The following is a 17,087-nucleotide window of genomic DNA, read 5'->3' on the forward strand; positions in this document are numbered from 1 at the left end:
GTGACGTCCGGTCGGTTGCGGGGTCCTGGTTCCCTGGTACGGTACCAGTCCGTTCCGCTCGATACCGATGGGTATCGTTTGGGACGCAACGGTATCGTTTTCGGATCAGGAGTGAACAGTGCGCATTTCCGAGTACGTGAGCTACGACGCTGTCGGGCTCGCGGAACTGGTGGCCAAGGGCGAGGTGACGCCCGCTGAACTGGAAGCGGCGGCACGCGAGGCGGTGCGGGCGGTCGATCCGCAGATCAACGCCGTCGTGGAGACATGGGAGAGCGACGACGAGCCCCGCCCGGGCAGCTCGCCGCTGGCCGGGGTCCCTTTCCTGATCAAGGACATCGCGGTCTCCATGGCAGGGAGGCGGATGGAGCTGGGCAGCCGGCTCGCGGCCGGCAATGTCGCCGCCGCCGACTCCTTCCTGATGCGGCGCTTCCGCCGCGCGGGTCTCGTGACGTTCGGGCGTACCGCGACACCGGAGATGGCCTACAGCACCACGACGGAACCGTTGCTGTACGGGGCGACCCGCAACCCGTGGGACCTGGAGCGCAGCGCCGGCGGATCCAGCGGGGGTGCGGGCGCCGCTGTCGCTGCCGGAGTGGTCCCGATCGCGCACGGCACCGACGCCGCCGGCTCGCTGCGCATTCCCGCCGCCGCCAACGGCCTCTTCGGACTGAAGCCCACCCGTGGCCGGATCTCCATGGGGCCCGACTTCGGTGAGATCTTCAGCGGCCTCGCCGTGCAGGGCAGCGTCAGCCGCACCGTGCGCGACAGCGCGGTACTGCTCGATCAGATCAGCGGTCCCGAACCGGGTGACCCCTACTTCGCACCGGAGCCGTCCCGGCCGTACGCGGAGGAGGTCGGGCGCCACCCGGGCTCGCTGCGGATCGGTGTCCTCGCTCAGGGGTGGGGCGGACGCCGTACCACCGCACCCGTGGCGGACGCTCTCTCCCGTACGGTGCGGCTGCTCGAATCCCTCGGCCACCAGGTGGAGGAGGTGGAGGTCGGCCTCGGGGCCGACTGGGAGGAGTTCGTGCTGGCCAACGCCCGTCTGTTGGCGGCGAATCTCACGGCCTTGGTCGACGGGCTCGCTGCGGCCTCAGGCCGGCCCGTGGACTCCTCGACCCTTGAGCCGGTGACCTTGACCGGCTACCACTACGGACAGCGGGTCAGCGGCGCTCAGTTCGCCACCGCTATGGACCTCCGGAACCGGGTCGCTCGAAGCCTGGCACGGTACTTCGACGCCCACGACCTGCTGCTCACCCCGACCCTGCCGGAGCTGCCCGTTCCGTTGGGCACCTACGAGGAGGGCGCGGCGGAGCTGGACGGCCTTGGCTGGGTGGGCCGCCTCACCGACCGTTCGCCGTTCACCCTGGCGTTCAACGTGGCGGGCACACCCGCCATGTCGGTGCCCCTGACCGCCGACGCCGGGACGGGGCTCCCGATCGGCATGCAGTTCGCCGCCGGATACGGGCTCGAAGACCGCCTCTTCCGCCTCGCGGGCCAACTCGAACAGGCAAGCCCGTGGTCCGGCCGCACCCCCGCGGTGTGGGCGGGGGACAACGCGGGGCACTGAGGAGCGCGCTCCCTCGGCCGCCTGGTATCCCGTGACGTCGCGAGGGGGCGGGCGGCTTTACGAGAGGGACCGGAACCGGCCGAGCGCGTCGGCTTCGGTCTGCTGGGCCCGCTCGGCATGCGGTGACCCGGTGTCACGTACTGCCGTCCGGTGTACGGGCTCGGCGGGATCGCGCAGTTCCGGCGGCGGCAGCCGGTGTGTGTGGAAAGGTGCCGAGAGGCCGGCGGGATCGGGAGGGCCGGAAGGGCCGAGTGCCGGTGTCGTGGAGCGGGCCGTGGGACGGGCGGGCGCCGGGGCGGGGGCGACAGGTGTTGCCGTACGGGCGCGGGCCCGTGGCCGAACGGCAGGGAATGGCCCCGCGGTTCGTGTGGCGCGATGTCCCTGGAGCATCCAACTCTGGACGCGCGTGGCGGAGGGTGGCCGCTGTCCGCCTCCACCGCGTGCGGCGGCGGTGAGGCGCAGGGTCGCCAGCAGAGCGACGGCTCCGAGGGCGGCGCCGGCCCAGCTCAGCCGGGTCACCGCGCTGGTCAGCGGCATCCAGGTGGTCATCAGCCCGACGGCGACGGCCGGGACTCCGGACCCCAGGTAGAAGAGGAGGTAGAGCGCTGAGCCGATGCCGGCGCGCTGGCCGGGCGGTGTCCGCGCGTCCACCGCGCGGGCGGCGCCGCTGAAGGCGAGACCGTGGCCGGTGCCGGCGAGCAGCGCCGAACCGAGCGTGGCCGGGAGGGAGGTGGCGCCGGTGGCGGCGAGCAGCAGCAGGCTCGCGATGAGCGCGGCGACCCCGAGGCACTGGGCCGTGCGCGCGGTGCGGCGCGCGCTGACGAGTTGCGCCAGCATCGACCAGACCAGGACCGCTCCCAGCACGCCTCCGGACACGGCCGGGTTGTCGCCGTGCGGCGCCCGCCCGAGGAGAGCGGGTACGAGGGCGAGATAGATGCCCACGACGGCCCAGGCGAGGAACCCGTTGAGCCCCGCGACGAGGAAGAGCGTCCGGACAGCGGAGGGGATGTGCGGCCGGGCGGGGCGCCACCGTTGCCGCGCCGCCTCCGCGCCTGTGCCTGCGCCTGTACGCGAGGCCGACCCCGTACGCGTGGGCGAACCCGTGGCTGACCCCGTACCCGTGGCCGTCGGCGCAGGTGCGGGCACGGTCCTGTGCAGCCGTATCCACACCCATGCCAGCAGGACCAGGTGCAGCAGATAGGGGGTGACGAGCGGCCCGGGGGCGTATCGGGCGAGCAGGCCGGAGACGGCAGGCCCGGCTGCTGTGCCCGCGGCGAAGGCCAGGCTGGCGAGAAGCGGTCCGCCGACGCGGGCCGACGCGCCGCGGTGCCGGGTGATGAGGGCTTGGGCGGCCCCCGTCGCGGCTCCCAGCGCCAGTGCTTGGCCGACGCGTCCGGCGAAGAGCCAGGCGGGGCTGGTCGCGAGAGCGAAGCAGCAGGAGCCGACGGCGGCGAGCAGCACGCTCAGCCGCAGCACGGGCCGGTGGCCCACGACATCGGCCGCCGGGCCGCACAGCAGCAGCGCCGGGCCGCTGACCAGCGCGAACGTCGCGAAGAGCAGCGTCATGACCAGATCGTCGTAGCCGAAGAGACGCTGGTAGTCGGGGTAGAGCGGGCTGGGCAGATAGGCGCCCGCTGTCAGTACCACCACGAGGAGTCCGGCGGTCCGCACCGCACGGCGGCCGGCGCGGCCCTCCGCGGGGGTGCGCCGACGGGACCGTACGGCCGGAGGGAACGAGACGGTGGGGGTCGAGTACGCGCTTCGTACCGAGTGAGCCCTTCGCCCCAAGTACGCGCTTCGCCCCGAAGAAACACGTTGATCTGTCACGTGTGTCAGTGTGCGCGCAAAAAAACGCGAGGGGAATCAAACAATTCTGGAGCTGACCGTTCAAACTATTTGCATGATTGACTCCCGGCTTCGCATACTCCAGATGGTCGCCGAGCACGGCACGGTGACCGCCGCCGCGCAGGCGCTGCACTACACGCCGTCCGCCGTCTCCTACCAGTTGCGCCAGCTCGCCGCCGAGGCAGGCGTGGAACTGGTGGCGCACCAGGGGCGGGGGATCCGGCTGACGAACGCGGCCCACATCCTGTTGCGCCACGCGGAACGGGTCCAGGAGCAGTGGGAGCTCACCCGCGCCGAACTGGCCGCTCTCGGGAGCGAGCCCACGGGGCAGGTCACGTTGTGCGGCTTCTCGACCGCCGCCAGCCGTCTGCTGCCGCCCGCCGCCGCGGGGCTGCGCGACGCACACCCCCACCTGACGGTGCGGATCATCGAAGCCGAGCCCGACCGCTGCTTCGACCTGCTGCTCTCGGAGGAGGCCGACCTCGCGCTGCTGGTCGTCACGGCGGACTCGCCGCCCATGACGGACCGCCGCTTCGACCAACAGCCGCTGCTGGACGACCCGTTGGACCTGGTCGTGCCGCAGGGGCACCCCCTGTCCTGGCGGCGCAGGGTCACGCTCGCCGATGCCGCGGGGGAGCCGTGGATCGTGGGCCACCCGGGCACGACGTATCACCAGCTGGTCCTCGCGGCCTGCATGAGCGCGGGCTTCACGCCCCATATCGCCCACCACGCGGACGAGTGGGCCACCGGCACGGCGCTGGTGGCCCACGGCTTCGGGGTGATCCTCGTCCCGCGCCTGGCGCAACTGGGCCAGGAGTCACCCGTGACCCGCATCCCCCTGCGGGGTGAGCCGGCGCCGGCCCGCCGCATCATGTCCGTCACCCGCCTCGGCGCCCGGGAGATCCCCACCCTCACCCAGGCCGTCGACACCATCACCGCGACCGCCGCCCGCCTGCTTCCGAAGCCTGACGGCGGCTGACCGGGGCGCGGTCGCCCGGCACCTCGATGTCGCCGGGGACGGTCGTCGGACGCTGCGATGCCGCCGGAGGCGGACGCCGGGCCTCCTCCGCGTTCGGCCCTATCCCAGGCGCAGGGCGAACAGCATGCCCGGCCAGTCGGGCCTGCCCTCTCGTCGGACGGTGAACGGTCCGACCTCCTCGAAGCCCTGGCCCGCGTACCAGTCCTTCAGGCGGCCGTCGTCGCCTGCGAAGCAGTCGACGCGGAGCAGGCCGAGACCGCGTCGACGCGCCTCGGCGCGCGCCTCGCCGAGGAGCGCACCGCCGATGTTCCGGCCCTGGTAACGGCGGGAGGTGGCCAGGTAGTTGATGAACAGTTCGGGCTCGTCCGCCGGCTGGATGTACGGGCCGGGGGAGCGCGAGAGTGAGATGCCCCCGGCGATGTCGCCGCCGTTCCCGACCGCGACGCGGAGTTCGCCACGGGCGATGCGTCCGTCGATGGAATCGACGAGGGCCGGGGTCGCCGACCAGTGCGCCGTACCCCACTGGGCCGTGCGGCCCTGGGAGACCAGCCAGTCCATGATGCCGTCCATCATGGCGAGGACGGGTCCCGCGTCCGAGGCCACGGCCGGCCGGATGTACGGGGTCTCATCGGAATCGTTCGCCATCTGAGCACTTTAGATCAGTGCAGGGGCCATGTGGCCTCCATGGCGCCGCCGTTGTCCGCATCCCGGAAGTCTTGTTCCGTGATCGGTGCTCCTCTAGGGTCAGGGCCTTCTTGGCGGAAGATCGAAGAGCGGCCGGAGGGTGTGCGGTGACGGACGACGAGGCGGTACGGCGATCACACGCGGCGGCGGACGGGCGGCCGTTGGTCACGGCAGACCGGACGGGTTCCGCGCCGGAGGGCCAGGATCCGCCCTCATCGGAGGGCCAGGACCCGCCCTCGTCGGCAGCTCAAGGGTCGGCATCCTCAGCGGGTCGGGAGGGGACGGGTTCGGCGGGCCGGGAGGACTTCGGTCGTCGCAGGTTTCTCGCCGGGGCCGGGGCCACGGGTGCCGCCGGCCTGTTCGGGGGCGCTGCCATGGCCACACCCGCGCAGGCCGTGACCCGGGACCGGGAGGACTCGGACAAGGGGCCGGGCAGGGAGTCCGGCCAGGAGTCCGACAGGGAGTCCGGTCGGGAGTCCGGCAAGGGGTCGGGCAAGAAGCCCGGGCCCGAAGCGTTCGACGGCGAGGCGCTGTTGCTCGTACCGGACAGGGTGCTGCTCCCCAAAGGTGTCGTGAAGGGCCACGCCGTCCTCGTCAAGAAGGGCGTCTTCCGTGACATCGGCCCAGCCGCCAAGCTCACAGCGGCCCACCCGCACCTCAAGCCCGTCCGCCTTGAGCACCACCTGCTGATGCCGGGTTTCGTGGACGCGCACCACCATCTGACGCAGAGCTTCGGCAAGGCGCAGGCGTTCGGGCAGCCCTCGGAGATCTTCAAGTCGGTCTGGGAGCCGCTTGAACACGCGCTCGACGAGGACAGCGCCTACCTCGCGGCGAAGCTGGCGGCGCTGGAGTCGCTGCGCGGCGGCTTCACCACCGTCGCCGACGCCGGTACCCGCGCGCCCGTCGACGTCGAGGTCGTGGCCAAGGGCGCCGAGGACGCGGGTGTCAGATGCGTACTGAGCAAGGTCGTTTCCGACGGCAAAGGCGGCAGGGAACACCTCGAACGCTGGAACGGGCACCCGCTCATCCACCCCTCCCTGGCCGTCCCCGTCCCCGAGGACGCCACGGCCGGCGTCCTCCGACGCACCGCGCGGATGTGCGAAGAGGCGGGCGCCGTCTTCCAGACCCACGTCAATGAGCACCTCGCCGCCGTGGAGCGCTCCCTCAAGTCCGTCGGCAGGCGCCCCCTCGCCTACCTGCACCATGTCGGCGCCCTCGGCCCGCACACCCTCGGGGCCCACGCCACCTTGCTCGCCCCGCACGAACTGAAGCTGCTCGCCGACACGGGCGCTGCCGTCAGCTACAACCCGGTCGCCAGCGCGTGGAAGGGCAACGCCGTCGCACAGGCCACCATGATGGCGGCCCTCGGTGTCCGCTTCGGCACCGGCACCGACGGCACTCGCGGCGACGGCTTCCGCATGATCGACGCGGCCGAGTCGGCGCAGCGCCTCACCTCGGGCATCGACACCGGCGACTCCGTCTGCGGCGCCGGACGGCTGTGGCTCGACCACGCCACGGCCGGCAGCGCCGACGCCGTGGGACTGGGCCGTACCACCGGCAAGATCGCCGTCGGCAAGGCGGCGGACTTCCTCCTCGTCGACCTCGACGTCCCCGAACTCACCCCCTCCTGGGACCTGGAGTGGGAACTGGTCCGCCTCGCCAACCGCGACCAGATCACCGCCGTCGTGGTCGCAGGCCGCCTGCGCCTGTGGCACGGCTGGCCCCCGCACTGGGACGGCAAGGCGCTGGTGCGGCGGGCCGGCGAGGTGGGGCGAGAGGTCGTACGCCGCGCCGACATCGACCGCGTCGACCCGACGCCGGGGAGGTAGCGGGGCTGCGTGCCCAACTACCGGGAAACGCGAGGGATTTGGGCCCACGGGGTTACAGGGCTACGGGGTCACAGGGATACGGGGTCACAGGACTGCGGGCTGCGGGCTGCGGGCTATGGGGCTACGGGGCTACGGGGCCACCGAGGGGACGCGAGCCCCCTGGCGGCTACGGCATCGGCTCGACGTGGAAGATCTGGCCGCCCTTGCCTACGCAACGGCCCATCACCGCCTCGGTGCCGGCGCCCTTCGCCGAGTCCTTGATGCCCGCGCAGCCCTGCCCCTGGACGCGGAGCACGTACAGGCCCTTCTCGCGCGGGCCGGAGGGTTCCAGCAGGAACCGGCTCCCGGCCGTGCAGTCGTCCCACGGCTCCAGCAGCCCGGCGCCCGGCCCGTCGGAGAGCGCCTTCAAGCAGCCCTTGCCGTAGTCGGGGTGGTGCCACTGGATGCGGTAGGCGCCGTCGTCCAGCGGCTCCAACATGGTTCCCTGCGGCGCCACTTCGTCGCACGGGCGCTGTACGGCCACCAGCGGGGTGTGGCGCCGGTCCGCGACGCGCCCGTCGGTCAGGCACATCGTGGGCGCGGTGACGGGTCTGATGCGTATCCAGCCGGCGGGTAGGCCGTTGTCGCCGTCACGGGTACCGGGTGCGGAGGAGGTGACGCCGGAGGCCACTTTGATCTTCTGCGACGGTGGGTCGTCCGAACCGAAGCCCCAGAGCGCCCCGGCTGCCACACCGGCGGCGAGAACCAGCGCCACCGACACGGCCACAGCGCGCGGCGGCCAGAAGCCACGGGGCCCGGCGCCGCGAGCCCCGGCGCCGCGAGCCCGTAGGCCGCGCGGTCCAACGGCGCGGGCCCGTGCACCGCGGGCCCACGCACTGTGAGGCTCGGTTTCGCGGGTGCGGCGGGTGCGGCGGGTGCGGCGGGTGCGGCGGGTGGTCGGGGACGCTGCCGTGTCCGGCGGCTCGGCATCGCTGTCCGCCTCGCTCTCCGCCTCACCGTTCCCACCCGTGTCCCCGTCCGCACCCGCGTCCGCAACGGCGACGCCCTCGCTACTGGACGAGGCGGCCCGTTCCCTGGCCCGCAGCCACACGGCGAGCCGGGCGTCGTCGTCGCAGGCGCGAACGAAGGCCGTCAGCAGTTCGGGCCCCGGCGCCGTCTTACCGCCGAGTACGTCGGCGAGGGTGCTGCGTGCCAGTACGTCGCCGCGTTCGGCGGCCCGTTCCTCCAGCTTCCGGTAGGTGAGGCCCGACCGAGCCTTGAGGAGGCGCATGGACCGGATGAACTCGTCCGCGTTCCGGGCGCGTTGGGGTGCCGCATCGTCCTGTCTCCGCATGCCGGTCATCCTTGGCAGGGCCCGGCCCACCGGCAATACGCATTTACGCCGCAGCCCGGACACGGAGCCCGGACGAGGCCCTGACCAGGCCGGACAGCATCGGTCTGTCCGGGACAACCATCCCCTGTTGACCGGAACAGGCCGTACTCCCAAGGCTCATGGCGATCCGGTCCGATTCGTCCGGCCCTTCCGACCCGTCCGGTCCTTCCGACCGTCCGGACCTTCCGGCCATCCGGTCAGAGCCACCCGATCCGCTGATCCGATCCGATCCACTGAGCCGATCCGGTCCGATCCGGTTCATCCGGTCCGGTTCGCGCCGCCGGTCCGACACGGGGCCGACCGACGGTGTCGGACTTAGCCACCCAACGAGCACCCAACGGACGCCCAACGAACAGGAGTTGTCATCAGTAATCGTGTGACTTACGTGACGGGGTCCGCAGTACTGGCGCCTCCGGCTGGGTCTACAGCGAGAACCTCACCGACGGCGGCAGCGAGTACGGGTGCTGAGTCCCCGCTGAGACGTGTGCCCCGGCCGGGGGACTGGGGCACACCTGTCCGAGTCCGTCCTGTCGGAGTCCGCGCCCAGCGGAACGGGCGCCGCCGGAAGCCCATGGCGCGGGCAGAGCCAGGCCGGGGCTGACCGGGCAGCAGGGTCCGTAGGCACTACACCTTGCCGGGCGGCCCCGCAGGTTCCGTCTCCTGCCCGGCCGTTGGCGCAGGGCCCTGGCCCGGTCGGCGGGGCAGGAGGCAGGTCGCCGCCCCTGCGAGCGCTGTCACCGCGGTGGCGACCGTCGAGGTCATCGCCATCGCGTACGGGAACGGCGGGCCGCTGCCGTGGTCCCGGCCGCGGAGGAGGGCGAAGAAGACGACGCCCATCACGGCGATGCCGGCGCCGGCGCCGATCTGCTGCACCGAGGTGAGGACACCGGAGGCCGAGCCGGCGTCACTCACCGGTACCCGCGCCGGCGCGAACTGGAGCAGCGGCGCGACGACCAGCCCCATGCCGGCGCCCGCCGGCAGGAAGACGAGGGCCGTGTGCCAGGCCGCAGCCCGTACTCGGAGCCCTGCACCATCAGGGCGAGTCCCGCGAAGCCCGCCGCCATCATGGCGGCGCCCGCGGTCAGCGTGCGCCGCCCGAAGCGCGGCACGAGCAGTGCCGAGGCCACGGTCGCCCCGACCGGGACGCCGACCGTCCATGGCAGTACGGCAGCAGCAGCTCCATGAAGACCGCAAGCAGCATCACCAGGATGGCCGGCCAGCGGTGCGGATGCCCGTGCCCCTGCTCCTGCCCTTGCCCGTCCTCGTGCGTGACGTCTTCCTCGATCGTCCGCCGATTGTTGTCCCGCATGGTCGGTGCGGCGTCCCTTCCTTGAGTGCGTTCAGGAAGGGAGGCGGGCCGGCACGGGTGCCGAGGCGACCGGCTGTTCAACGAGAAGTCCTCTCACCGCGTTCCGGACGGCGAACGCCTGTGTGTTCCGAGTCCTGCCCGGTCGCACTCGTAGGAGGTAATCCGGGCTGATCCCGGCCCTTCGCGGGCGGGCCGTGGCCAGGATGCGGGCCATGTCGCGAAGTTTTCTTTCCGTAGTGCTCCGCCGCGCGCTGTTCGTGTTCCTGGCCGCGCCGGTGCTGTTCTCCACAGTCGGAACCGCGCATGCGCAGCAGCTGGGTTCCTCCTGCGCGCCCGCTGAGTGCGGGCGTTCGGTCGTCGTGGCCCCGCTGTCGCAGGCGCCACCCAGCCAGGGCACGTGCACCAGTCCGGAGAAGGTCGTCTGCACGATCCGGAGTGAGACGCCCGAGGAGCGCGAGGAGTCCCGCGCGATCCGGATGCGTTACCACGAGCTGATCGGCGACATGGACCGGACCCAGTGCGCCATGCGCCGGGAGGGACATTCGGACAAGGCGATCGCCCGGCGGCTGGTGCAGATGCGCAACGACGCCAAGGACGTCACCCGGGCCGGGATGTCCCCTGAGCAGGTCAGGCGGTTGGAGGAGCGCAACGTCGCCAAGTACGGCAACCCGCTGGGTCCGACGGCGGACCAGCTCCACGCCAAGTACGGCTCCTGGGAGGCGGTCAGCGCCGCTGCTCTCCGTACCAGCGACGCCGTGGACAGCGAACTCGGCCTGGAATACCGTCCGTGCCCCTGCGACGTGGCGCCGTAGTCGTAGCCATGGGCCGCAGAGGCGAGCCGCAGACGTGATCCGCCCGGGTGCGGCCGGGCTTTCCGCCGGTCCCGGTCAGGTGCGCAGGGCCCGTAGATGGGCCGTGCGCACCTCGGCCGTCTGGCCCTGGACGACGAGGAACAGGCCCTCGCGAGCGAGGCGTTGGGCCGGGTGGGAGAGGCCGAAGGCACGGCCGCCGCCCGCGACGACGGCGGCGGTGGTGGCGGCGCGCATCAGGTCGTAGGCGCGGGTCTTTACGGCCAGCCTGTCGTCGAGGCGTTCGGCCGGCGGGACCTCGTCGACCAGTGCGTAGGCGTCGCGGCGCGCGGCGTCGAGGCGGGCGCGCAGGTCGTCGGCCGTCCCCTTCGCCTCGCCGTCGTCCGACGTGTCGAGAAGGGCGAGGGCCGCGCGGGCGACGCCGAAGACGGCGGGGTTGGTGTTGGTGTTCTTGGGGCGGTCGTCCGTCGCCCAGCGCTCGTGCGGCAGGTGGAGGGCCACCGCGTCGTCGGGCAGTACCAGGCCGTCGAGCAGGAGGCCGACCGTACGTGCCCCTGTGAGCGCGGCGAGTTGGAGCGGGGGCGTGGGAGTGAGACCCGGCTGCTCGACGGCGTCGGCGACGGCGAAGACCACCTCGCCGTCCTCCGTCGCGCCGCCCAGTACGAACAGGTCGTTGAGGCCCCAGCCGGTGTACCAGGGCACCCGTCCGTCGAAGCGCCAGCCGCCCGGCACCCGGGTCGCCCGCACGGGCAGCCTCGGGTAGGCACGCAGGTGCGAGAAGGCGACCCCGGCGAGCACCGTGCCGTCGCTCAGCTGCCTGAGCCAGCGTTCGCGTGCGGCTTCCCTGCCCGCGACCAGCGTGCGTACCGGGGTGTGGTGCTGGGCCTGCACGAAGAACGTCGAGCAGCAGGCGCCCGCCAGTACCTCGGCGATCTCCCGCCCGACCGGTGCCGGAGCCTCCGAACCCCCGTATGCGGCAGGGGCGTTGGCTCCGAGCACGCCCGACGCCTTGACGGCGGCGATCGCCTCGGGCGTGACGCCCTCGCGGTCGTGCGCCTCGGCGGCGGGGGAGAGTACGTCGTCGGCCAGCCGGTGGGCCGCTTCGACGAGGGGGTGGTCGAGCGTGGCGGTCATGCTGCGGGGCTCCTTGGAGAGGGAACGGGGCTCGCCCGGAGCGAGCATCAGGCGGCCGGCCCGGGCGAAGACGGCGACGGCATGGAAGGTCCAGGATCTCCGTATCGTCCAGGCCCGCGTCCGTCCGCAACGCCGCCACGTCATGTCATAGCGCCCCCACGGCATAGCGCCCCCGCCTCATATCCGCCCACGTCATGACGCTGCTATGCCGCCGCGCCCCTACGTCCCTACGCCCAACGTCGTCATGCCGCCGTGCGGCGGCCCCCGGCGCCGCGCCGCCGCGCCGCAACGCCGAGACGGTGGGCGGCCGTTGACGCGCGGGGGCCGCACGCTGCGGTGATTTCTGGCCGTCGCGGCGTGCGTTCGGCAGCGCCGGGCGTCTCGTTCTCGCCGGACAGGTAGGTCCTCGCTCCGGCCGAACTCGCGGGTGGCGCCCGGGTGTTGGGCGAGTCGTTCCAGCCCCGCACGTACCGGGGCGTGCGGGGCTGGAGCGACGCGGGGACTGGGCGACGCGGGGTTACTCGGTGATGAAGACCGCCGACTGCACGTCGTTGGGCCCGTCGAACCGGTCCATGTCCGCATGCGCGAGCTTGTCGACCAGGCCGTCGTTCGCGCCGTTGTTTCTGGCCAGTGCCACCAGGTCGTCCCGGCTGGCGGGGTAGTCGGCGCCCTCCAACGCCTTCTGCAGGTCAATCGGGCTGATGCTTGCCATGACGCCTCCTGTGGGCACACGCGGATTCTGGGTCGGACGCCTGCCCGGTACCCCCTCCGGGAGCGCCGATGCGCGCGCCGGCTGTCCGGCCTGCGGCGGTACGTGGCGGTACGTGGCGGTGCGTGTCCGTGGGCCTCGGGCGTGGCTCTGTGTGCCAGGGGGGTCAGCGGGGTACCCGGGCGGCCGAACCCCCGATGACTGACATGTCGGGGCGCCGGGGGAGAGGCGGCGGGCGCTCGTCGGCCCGTCCTGTCCCGTCCCGGCGGGACAACGGTGCCTCTGCGGGCCCACGGCCACGGCCACGGCCGCGGGTCGGCGCCGGGCGACCCGTCGCCCGTGACGTGCCACCACACGGTGCGCGGGCGCCAACCCCGGCGCGAGGGGCCGCCCTGTGCGGTGCCGGGCACTCAGGAGAGGAGCAGCGCCTTGCGATTCGACAACCGCCGGCAAGCCGGCCAGGAACTCGCCGTCCGGCTTCTTGAGTGGGCGGGCAGCGGCGATCTCACCGGCGCGCTCGTGCTCGCGCTGCCCCGAGGGGGCGTTCCCGTCGGTGCGGAGGTCGCCCGGGCACTCCACGTGCCGCTGGATGTACTCACGGTCCGTAAGATCGGCGTTCCGGGTTCCCCGGAGGTCGGTATCGGCGCGCTCGTCGATGAGGACCCGCCCCTGTTCGACACCGGGCACATGGCAGCCCTCCACCTGGACGAGCACACATTCGGGCCGACGGTGGAGCGTGAGCGTACGGAGCTGCGCAGGCGGGAGGACGCCTACCGCGAGGGGCGGCCGGCACCCCATGCCCACGGGCGTTCCGTTCTGCTGGTCGACGACGGACTGGCCACGGGCATGACCGCTCGCGCAGCCGTCCGCCACGTGCTCCGCCAGGACCCCGTACGGCTCGTGCTCGCCGTTCCCGTCGGCGATCCCGACGTGGTCGAAGGGCTGCGGGAGGAGGGCGCCGACGTCGTCTGCCTGCACCAGCCGCAGGCCCTGATGTCGGTGGGCCAGTGGTACGACGACTTCGCGCAGGTCTCCGACCAGGAGGTACTGGAGGCACTGCGGGAACTCCATCCGGCGACCTGACACGGGAGCCGCCGGGAGTCGGCGGGAGTCGGCGCCGGACACCCTGCCTGCCGGACACCCTGTCTGGCGGCTTGGCCTGCCTGCCCGGCCGTCCCCTCGCCCGCCCGCTCGGCCTCCCCTCCCCTCCCCTGCCCTCCTCTCTCGCTCCCCGGGCCCGCCCGGCCCGACCGCTATCCGGTCGGAGACCAGGCGGGCCGGGGGGCCACGGCGGTCCGGACGTGGGCCTCGTCCGCGCGTGACCGGCCCACCAGTTCACCGGCTCACCAGTTCACTGGCCCACCGGCCCTACTGGCGCCACTGGCCCCACCGGCCCACCGGCCCAGCCGCGCACGGCGCGCCGTCAGCCTGTGGCGACGTGCCGTTCGTCGGGGACGCAGTGGGTCATGGTGAGGCCCGAGACGTCACGTGGCGGGTTGTTCCCGAGGTTCGCGAGACGCTTGCGGTCCTCGTCCGTGAGGACCTGGTTGGGCAGCGGCTCCAGATGGGCGACGTCGCGCGGGCCGATGCCGAGGCCCTCACCGACCCGCAGGCCGAGGTCGTTCTCGACCAGCAGGAAGTGCCACACCATCCGCTCCCGCACCGCCCGGTCGGTCTGGGAGATGAGGTCGACGAAATTCTTCACCAGGTCGTCGCGTTCCCAGTCCTCCATGAGGCAGTAGCGCTGGCCCGCCTGGAGGTAGTCGTTGGTACGGGGGATGCGTTTGCGGGTGAGCCGGCCCAGGAGTTCGGGGCCCTGCTCGTCGTGGGTCGGGTACTCGCCCTCGCGCACACCTCCGGTGACCGAGGGTTCGTAGTTGACCTCGGGACTCTCCGCGCGCTGGTCCTGCTCATACGCCATCAGACCGTCGCGCTGGTTGGTGTGCACGGTGGCGTTCTTGGCGCGGTTGACGGGCAGTTGGAGGTAGTTGGGGCCGACGCGGTAGCGCTGGGTGTCGCTGTAGGAGAAGGTCCGTCCGACCAGCATTTTGTCGTCGGAGAAGTCCAGGCCGTCGACGAGGACGCCGGTGCCGAAGGAGATCTGCTCGTTCTCGGCGAAGTAGTTGTCGACCGTACGGTCCAGGACCATGCGGCCCACCGGCCTGGGCGGGAACTCCTGTTCCGGCCAGGTCTTCGTGTCGTCCAGCGGGTCGAAGTCCAGCTCGGGGTGCTCGTGGTCGTCCATCATCTGGACGAGCAGCTCCCACTCGGGGTGGTCGCCGCGCCGGATCGCCTCGTAGAGGTCCTTGGTCGCGTGGCCCAGCTCCCCGGCCTGGACGGCGGCGGCGTCCTCCTCGGTCATGCTGCGCACGCCCTGCTTGGGCACCCAGTGGTACTTGACCAGGACGGTCCTGCCCTCCTCGTTCACCCATTTGTAGGTGTTGACGCCGAAGCCCTGCATGTGGCGGTAGTCGGCGGGGATTCCGCGCGGGCTGAAGAGGTTGACGAGCATGTGCATCGACTCGGGGGTCTGCGACATGAAGTCGAAGATCCGGGCCGGCTTCTGCTCGTGCGACACCGGATCGGGCTTGAGTGCGTGGATGACGTCGGGGAACTTGATGGCGTCCCGGATGAAGAACACCGCCAGGTTGTTGCCGACCAGGTCCCAGTTGCCGTCCTCGGTGTAGAACTTCACCGCGAAACCGCGCGGGTCACGTGCCGCCTCCGAGGAGTCCCGGCCGCCGATGACGGTGGAGAAGCGTACGGCCACCTCCGTACGCTTGCCGCGTTCCTGGAACAGCTTGGCGCGCGTATGGCGGGCGATGGGCTCGTCGCCCCACGTGCCGTAGCTCTCGAAGAAGCCGTACGAGGTCACACCGCGGGCGTGGACCACGCGCTCGGGGATGCGCTCCCGGTCGAAGTGACTGATCTTCTCCAGGAATTGGTAGTTCTCCAGCGTGGCCGGCCCGCGTGCGCCGACCGTCCGCTGGTTCTGGTTGTCGTAGACCTGATGGCCCTGCCGGTTGGTGAGCACCGGGCGGTCGTCGCCGGGCTCGGGTCCCTGTTTCGCCACGTCTGTCACTGGTCTCGGTTTCCTTCAGCCTCGATGCCGCTCGTTCCGGCCCACAGAGGGCTCGGAACGGACAGGGGTACCCATTTCGGCGCCGGTAGTGCAGCCACTCACCGGTTCGGTTCAGTCACCTCAGCCGGGCCCCACTGCGCCGAACGGGAAACGGGACGGGCCCGGCGGGCCTCGCGCACGGGGTCGCGGGGACGGGGGCTGCGGGGTCGCGGGGCCGCCGGGTCAGGGGCCGCGGCGCCACCGGGGTGACCGTGTGACGCGAGGCGAGTGGAGACCACTTTGTGCAGCTCGGTGCCGGTGTGCTCGACGCTACCGCGTGCGACAAGTGTGGCGCTGCCGCAGGTCATTGGGCGCTTGCGGCGGGGCGGACGACGATTTCGTTGACGTCGACCTGCGAAGGCTGGGAGATGGCGTAGGCAATGGCCTCCGCGATGGCGGAGGCGGGCAGTGCCACGGCGCGGTAGGTCTTCATGGCCTCCCTGGCAGCAGGGTCGGAGATGCTGTCGGCGAGTTCCGACTCGGTCACGCCGGGAGAGACGAGGGTGACCCGGATGTTCCCTGTGGACTCCTGGCGCAGTCCTTCGGAGATCGCGCGTACGGCGAATTTGGTCGCGCAGTAGACGGCGGCTGTGGGAGAGACCTCGTATGCGCCGACGGAGGCGATGTTCACGAAGTGCCCGCCGCCCTGAGCGCGCATCGCGGGCAGGGCAGCGGCGATACCGTGCAGGACCCCCCGCACGTTGACGTCAATCATCCGGTCCCACTCGTCGGTCTTGAGCGCTTCCAGCGGCGAGAGCGGCATCACTCCGGCGTTGTTGACCACCACATCGACTCGGCCGTAGCGCTCGCGGGTGGCGGACATGAAGGCCCGGACATCGGCGGCATCCGTGACGTCCAGCCGCTGGAACGCCGCAGTGCCGCCTGCGCCGGTGATCTCCTTGGTCAGCACTTCGAGATGATCGGTGCGCCGCGCTCCCAGGAGCAGGCGGTGGCCATCGGTGGCAAGCCGGCGGGCGGTCGCCTCTCCGATCCCGCTGCTCGCTCCGGTGACCGCCACGACCTTGGCTGCGTCTGTCATGCCTGCTTTTCCTCTCGGTGGAGCACGAGGTGCTCGTGGTAGAGCACACCGCAGCGGATGTCGCCCGTCGCGGTGAACCCGGAGTCGTCGACGTAATCGATGTGGCTGCCAGTCACCGTGTAGCGACCCGTGTACGCGCTGCGCCGGTTGCCGCGGGCCTCGTCGTACCGTCCGTCCGCCCGCAACTCCTGGCGGATGTGACCGTCCGCGGTGACCCACATGCCGACCACGCCGGCATGGCCCTTCTCCGTATCCCCTGTCATGCGGACTCCCCTCGTCCATAGGTGCGGTTCTGTCCTGCCCGACCGAGTCTGGACAGGTTGCCGACAGCCGACCAGGATGTGTGCTGCCTGGGTGCACCGCACCCAGGCAGCACACCGGCCCCGCGGCCGAGCCCTGCGCCCGAGCCCTGCGCCTGGACCCTGTCGGCCGGCGCGTATGGCCGCGAGGTAGCGCTCGCGGACCGGACCGGACCGGACCGGGACCGGACCGCGTCCTCGGCCGGGCCGGTCCAGCTGCGCACCTCCTCGGCCGGGTCGCTGAGGATCGTCACGACCAGCCGGGACGTTCGGGCGCAGCCCTCGTCGCCGGCCGGCATCTCGTCGAACAGCGGCCCCGCGAATGCCTCCACCAGTGCGCTGACCGGTGGGTCGGAGGCCCCACGTATGCTTCAGCAACCATGAGAAG

The 17,087-nt window shown here is 72.0% G+C and carries 16 protein-coding genes; 5 read left to right on the plus strand and 11 right to left on the minus strand.

Annotated elements, in window-relative coordinates:
* Window positions 1-118: 118 nt before the first annotated feature.
* Entirely contained in the window at window positions 119-1,570 is a 1,452-nt protein-coding gene (locus tag NMN56_RS04740; protein ID WP_274039102.1) for an amidase, read from the plus strand.
* Between the two features lie 57 nt (window positions 1,571-1,627).
* Here the strand turns inward: NMN56_RS04740 and NMN56_RS04745 are convergent, their stop codons facing one another.
* Window positions 1,628-3,220, minus strand: a complete 1,593-nt coding sequence (locus NMN56_RS04745; RefSeq protein WP_274039103.1) for an MFS transporter — start codon at window positions 3,218-3,220, stop codon at window positions 1,628-1,630.
* Between the two features lie 250 nt (window positions 3,221-3,470).
* Here NMN56_RS04745 and NMN56_RS04750 point away from each other — a divergent pair, with 250 nt between their 5' ends.
* Window positions 3,471-4,394, plus strand: coding sequence for a LysR family transcriptional regulator (locus tag NMN56_RS04750; RefSeq protein ID WP_274039366.1), 924 nt, complete (start codon window positions 3,471-3,473; stop codon window positions 4,392-4,394).
* Between the two features lie 99 nt (window positions 4,395-4,493).
* Here NMN56_RS04750 and NMN56_RS04755 read toward each other — a convergent pair whose 3' ends face one another.
* Window positions 4,494-5,039, minus strand: coding sequence for a GNAT family N-acetyltransferase (locus NMN56_RS04755; RefSeq protein ID WP_274039104.1), 546 nt, complete (start codon window positions 5,037-5,039; stop codon window positions 4,494-4,496).
* A gap of 413 nt (window positions 5,040-5,452) precedes the next feature.
* Between NMN56_RS04755 and NMN56_RS04760 the strand changes: the two genes are divergently transcribed.
* Window positions 5,453-6,907 (plus strand): amidohydrolase family protein, encoded by a 1,455-nt coding sequence (locus tag NMN56_RS04760; RefSeq protein WP_274039105.1) that lies wholly within the window; start codon window positions 5,453-5,455, stop codon window positions 6,905-6,907.
* Window positions 6,908-7,073: 166 nt separating this feature from the next.
* Here NMN56_RS04760 and NMN56_RS04765 read toward each other — a convergent pair whose 3' ends face one another.
* From NMN56_RS04765 to NMN56_RS04775, 3 genes are all read right to left on the minus strand, one after another.
* On the minus strand, window positions 7,074-8,240 hold the full coding sequence (locus tag NMN56_RS04765) for an RICIN domain-containing protein (protein ID WP_274039106.1): 1,167 nt from the start codon (window positions 8,238-8,240) through the stop codon (window positions 7,074-7,076).
* Between the two features lie 663 nt (window positions 8,241-8,903).
* Complete coding sequence (locus NMN56_RS04770) at window positions 8,904-9,242, minus strand: MFS transporter (protein ID WP_274039107.1); 339 nt, start codon at window positions 9,240-9,242, stop codon at window positions 8,904-8,906.
* A 118-nt stretch (window positions 9,243-9,360) separates the two neighbouring features.
* Complete coding sequence (locus tag NMN56_RS04775) at window positions 9,361-9,588, minus strand: hypothetical protein (protein WP_274039108.1); 228 nt, start codon at window positions 9,586-9,588, stop codon at window positions 9,361-9,363.
* Between the two features lie 212 nt (window positions 9,589-9,800).
* On the opposite strand from NMN56_RS04775, the gene NMN56_RS04780 reads away from it, so the two are divergent.
* The gene (locus tag NMN56_RS04780; protein WP_274039109.1) at window positions 9,801-10,400 is read left to right on the plus strand and encodes a hypothetical protein; all 600 of its coding nucleotides are present in this window, start codon (window positions 9,801-9,803) and stop codon (window positions 10,398-10,400) included.
* A 75-nt stretch (window positions 10,401-10,475) separates the two neighbouring features.
* Here NMN56_RS04780 and NMN56_RS04785 read toward each other — a convergent pair whose 3' ends face one another.
* Both NMN56_RS04785 and NMN56_RS04790 read right to left on the minus strand, forming a co-directional pair.
* Window positions 10,476-11,531, minus strand: a complete 1,056-nt coding sequence (locus NMN56_RS04785) for an acyl-CoA dehydrogenase family protein (RefSeq protein ID WP_274039110.1) — start codon at window positions 11,529-11,531, stop codon at window positions 10,476-10,478.
* 517 nt (window positions 11,532-12,048) lie between these two features.
* Complete coding sequence (locus NMN56_RS04790) at window positions 12,049-12,243, minus strand: DUF2795 domain-containing protein (RefSeq protein WP_274039368.1); 195 nt, start codon at window positions 12,241-12,243, stop codon at window positions 12,049-12,051.
* 426 nt (window positions 12,244-12,669) lie between these two features.
* Between NMN56_RS04790 and NMN56_RS04795 the strand changes: the two genes are divergently transcribed.
* Window positions 12,670-13,323: a phosphoribosyltransferase gene (locus NMN56_RS04795; protein WP_274039111.1), complete on the plus strand. Its 654-nt coding sequence runs from the start codon at window positions 12,670-12,672 to the stop codon at window positions 13,321-13,323.
* A gap of 340 nt (window positions 13,324-13,663) precedes the next feature.
* Here NMN56_RS04795 and NMN56_RS04800 read toward each other — a convergent pair whose 3' ends face one another.
* The 4 genes from NMN56_RS04800 to NMN56_RS04815 all read right to left on the minus strand — a co-directional run bounded on the left by NMN56_RS04800 (window position 13,664) and on the right by NMN56_RS04815 (window position 17,031).
* Window positions 13,664-15,322, minus strand: coding sequence for a catalase (locus tag NMN56_RS04800; RefSeq protein ID WP_274039112.1), 1,659 nt, complete (start codon window positions 15,320-15,322; stop codon window positions 13,664-13,666).
* 343 nt (window positions 15,323-15,665) lie between these two features.
* Window positions 15,666-16,400: an SDR family oxidoreductase gene (locus NMN56_RS04805; protein ID WP_274039113.1), complete on the minus strand. Its 735-nt coding sequence runs from the start codon at window positions 16,398-16,400 to the stop codon at window positions 15,666-15,668.
* Complete coding sequence (locus NMN56_RS04810; RefSeq protein ID WP_274039114.1) at window positions 16,397-16,663, minus strand: Atu4866 domain-containing protein; 267 nt, start codon at window positions 16,661-16,663, stop codon at window positions 16,397-16,399. Before NMN56_RS04810 ends, NMN56_RS04805 begins: the two co-directional genes overlap by 4 nt.
* The gene (locus tag NMN56_RS04815; protein ID WP_274039115.1) at window positions 16,660-17,031 is read right to left on the minus strand and encodes a hypothetical protein; all 372 of its coding nucleotides are present in this window, start codon (window positions 17,029-17,031) and stop codon (window positions 16,660-16,662) included. Before NMN56_RS04815 ends, NMN56_RS04810 begins: the two co-directional genes overlap by 4 nt.
* Window positions 17,032-17,087: the final 56 nt, after the last annotated feature.

This window comes from Streptomyces iconiensis, from assembly GCF_028657195.3.
GTDB classification, from domain to species: Bacteria; Actinomycetota; Actinomycetes; order Streptomycetales; family Streptomycetaceae; genus Streptomyces; species Streptomyces iconiensis.

Excerpts from the sequence above, each read along its gene's own strand:
- NMN56_RS04750 (WP_274039366.1), top strand. The coding sequence starts at position 3,471 with ATGATTGACTCCCGGCTTCGCATACTCCAGATGGTCGCCGAGCACGGC.
- NMN56_RS04755 (WP_274039104.1), bottom strand. The coding sequence starts at position 5,039 with ATGGCGAACGATTCCGATGAGACCCCGTACATCCGGCCGGCCGTGGCC.
- NMN56_RS04760 (WP_274039105.1), top strand. The coding sequence starts at position 5,453 with ATGGCCACACCCGCGCAGGCCGTGACCCGGGACCGGGAGGACTCGGAC.
- NMN56_RS04765 (WP_274039106.1), bottom strand. The coding sequence starts at position 8,240 with ATGCGGAGACAGGACGATGCGGCACCCCAACGCGCCCGGAACGCGGAC.
- NMN56_RS04770 (WP_274039107.1), bottom strand. The coding sequence starts at position 9,242 with ATGGGGCTGGTCGTCGCGCCGCTGCTCCAGTTCGCGCCGGCGCGGGTA.
- NMN56_RS04775 (WP_274039108.1), bottom strand. The coding sequence starts at position 9,588 with ATGCGGGACAACAATCGGCGGACGATCGAGGAAGACGTCACGCACGAG.
- NMN56_RS04780 (WP_274039109.1), top strand. The coding sequence starts at position 9,801 with ATGTCGCGAAGTTTTCTTTCCGTAGTGCTCCGCCGCGCGCTGTTCGTG.
- NMN56_RS04785 (WP_274039110.1), bottom strand. The coding sequence starts at position 11,531 with ATGACCGCCACGCTCGACCACCCCCTCGTCGAAGCGGCCCACCGGCTG.
- NMN56_RS04790 (WP_274039368.1), bottom strand. The coding sequence starts at position 12,243 with ATGGCAAGCATCAGCCCGATTGACCTGCAGAAGGCGTTGGAGGGCGCC.
- NMN56_RS04805 (WP_274039113.1), bottom strand. The coding sequence starts at position 16,400 with ATGACAGACGCAGCCAAGGTCGTGGCGGTCACCGGAGCGAGCAGCGGG.
- NMN56_RS04810 (WP_274039114.1), bottom strand. The coding sequence starts at position 16,663 with ATGACAGGGGATACGGAGAAGGGCCATGCCGGCGTGGTCGGCATGTGG.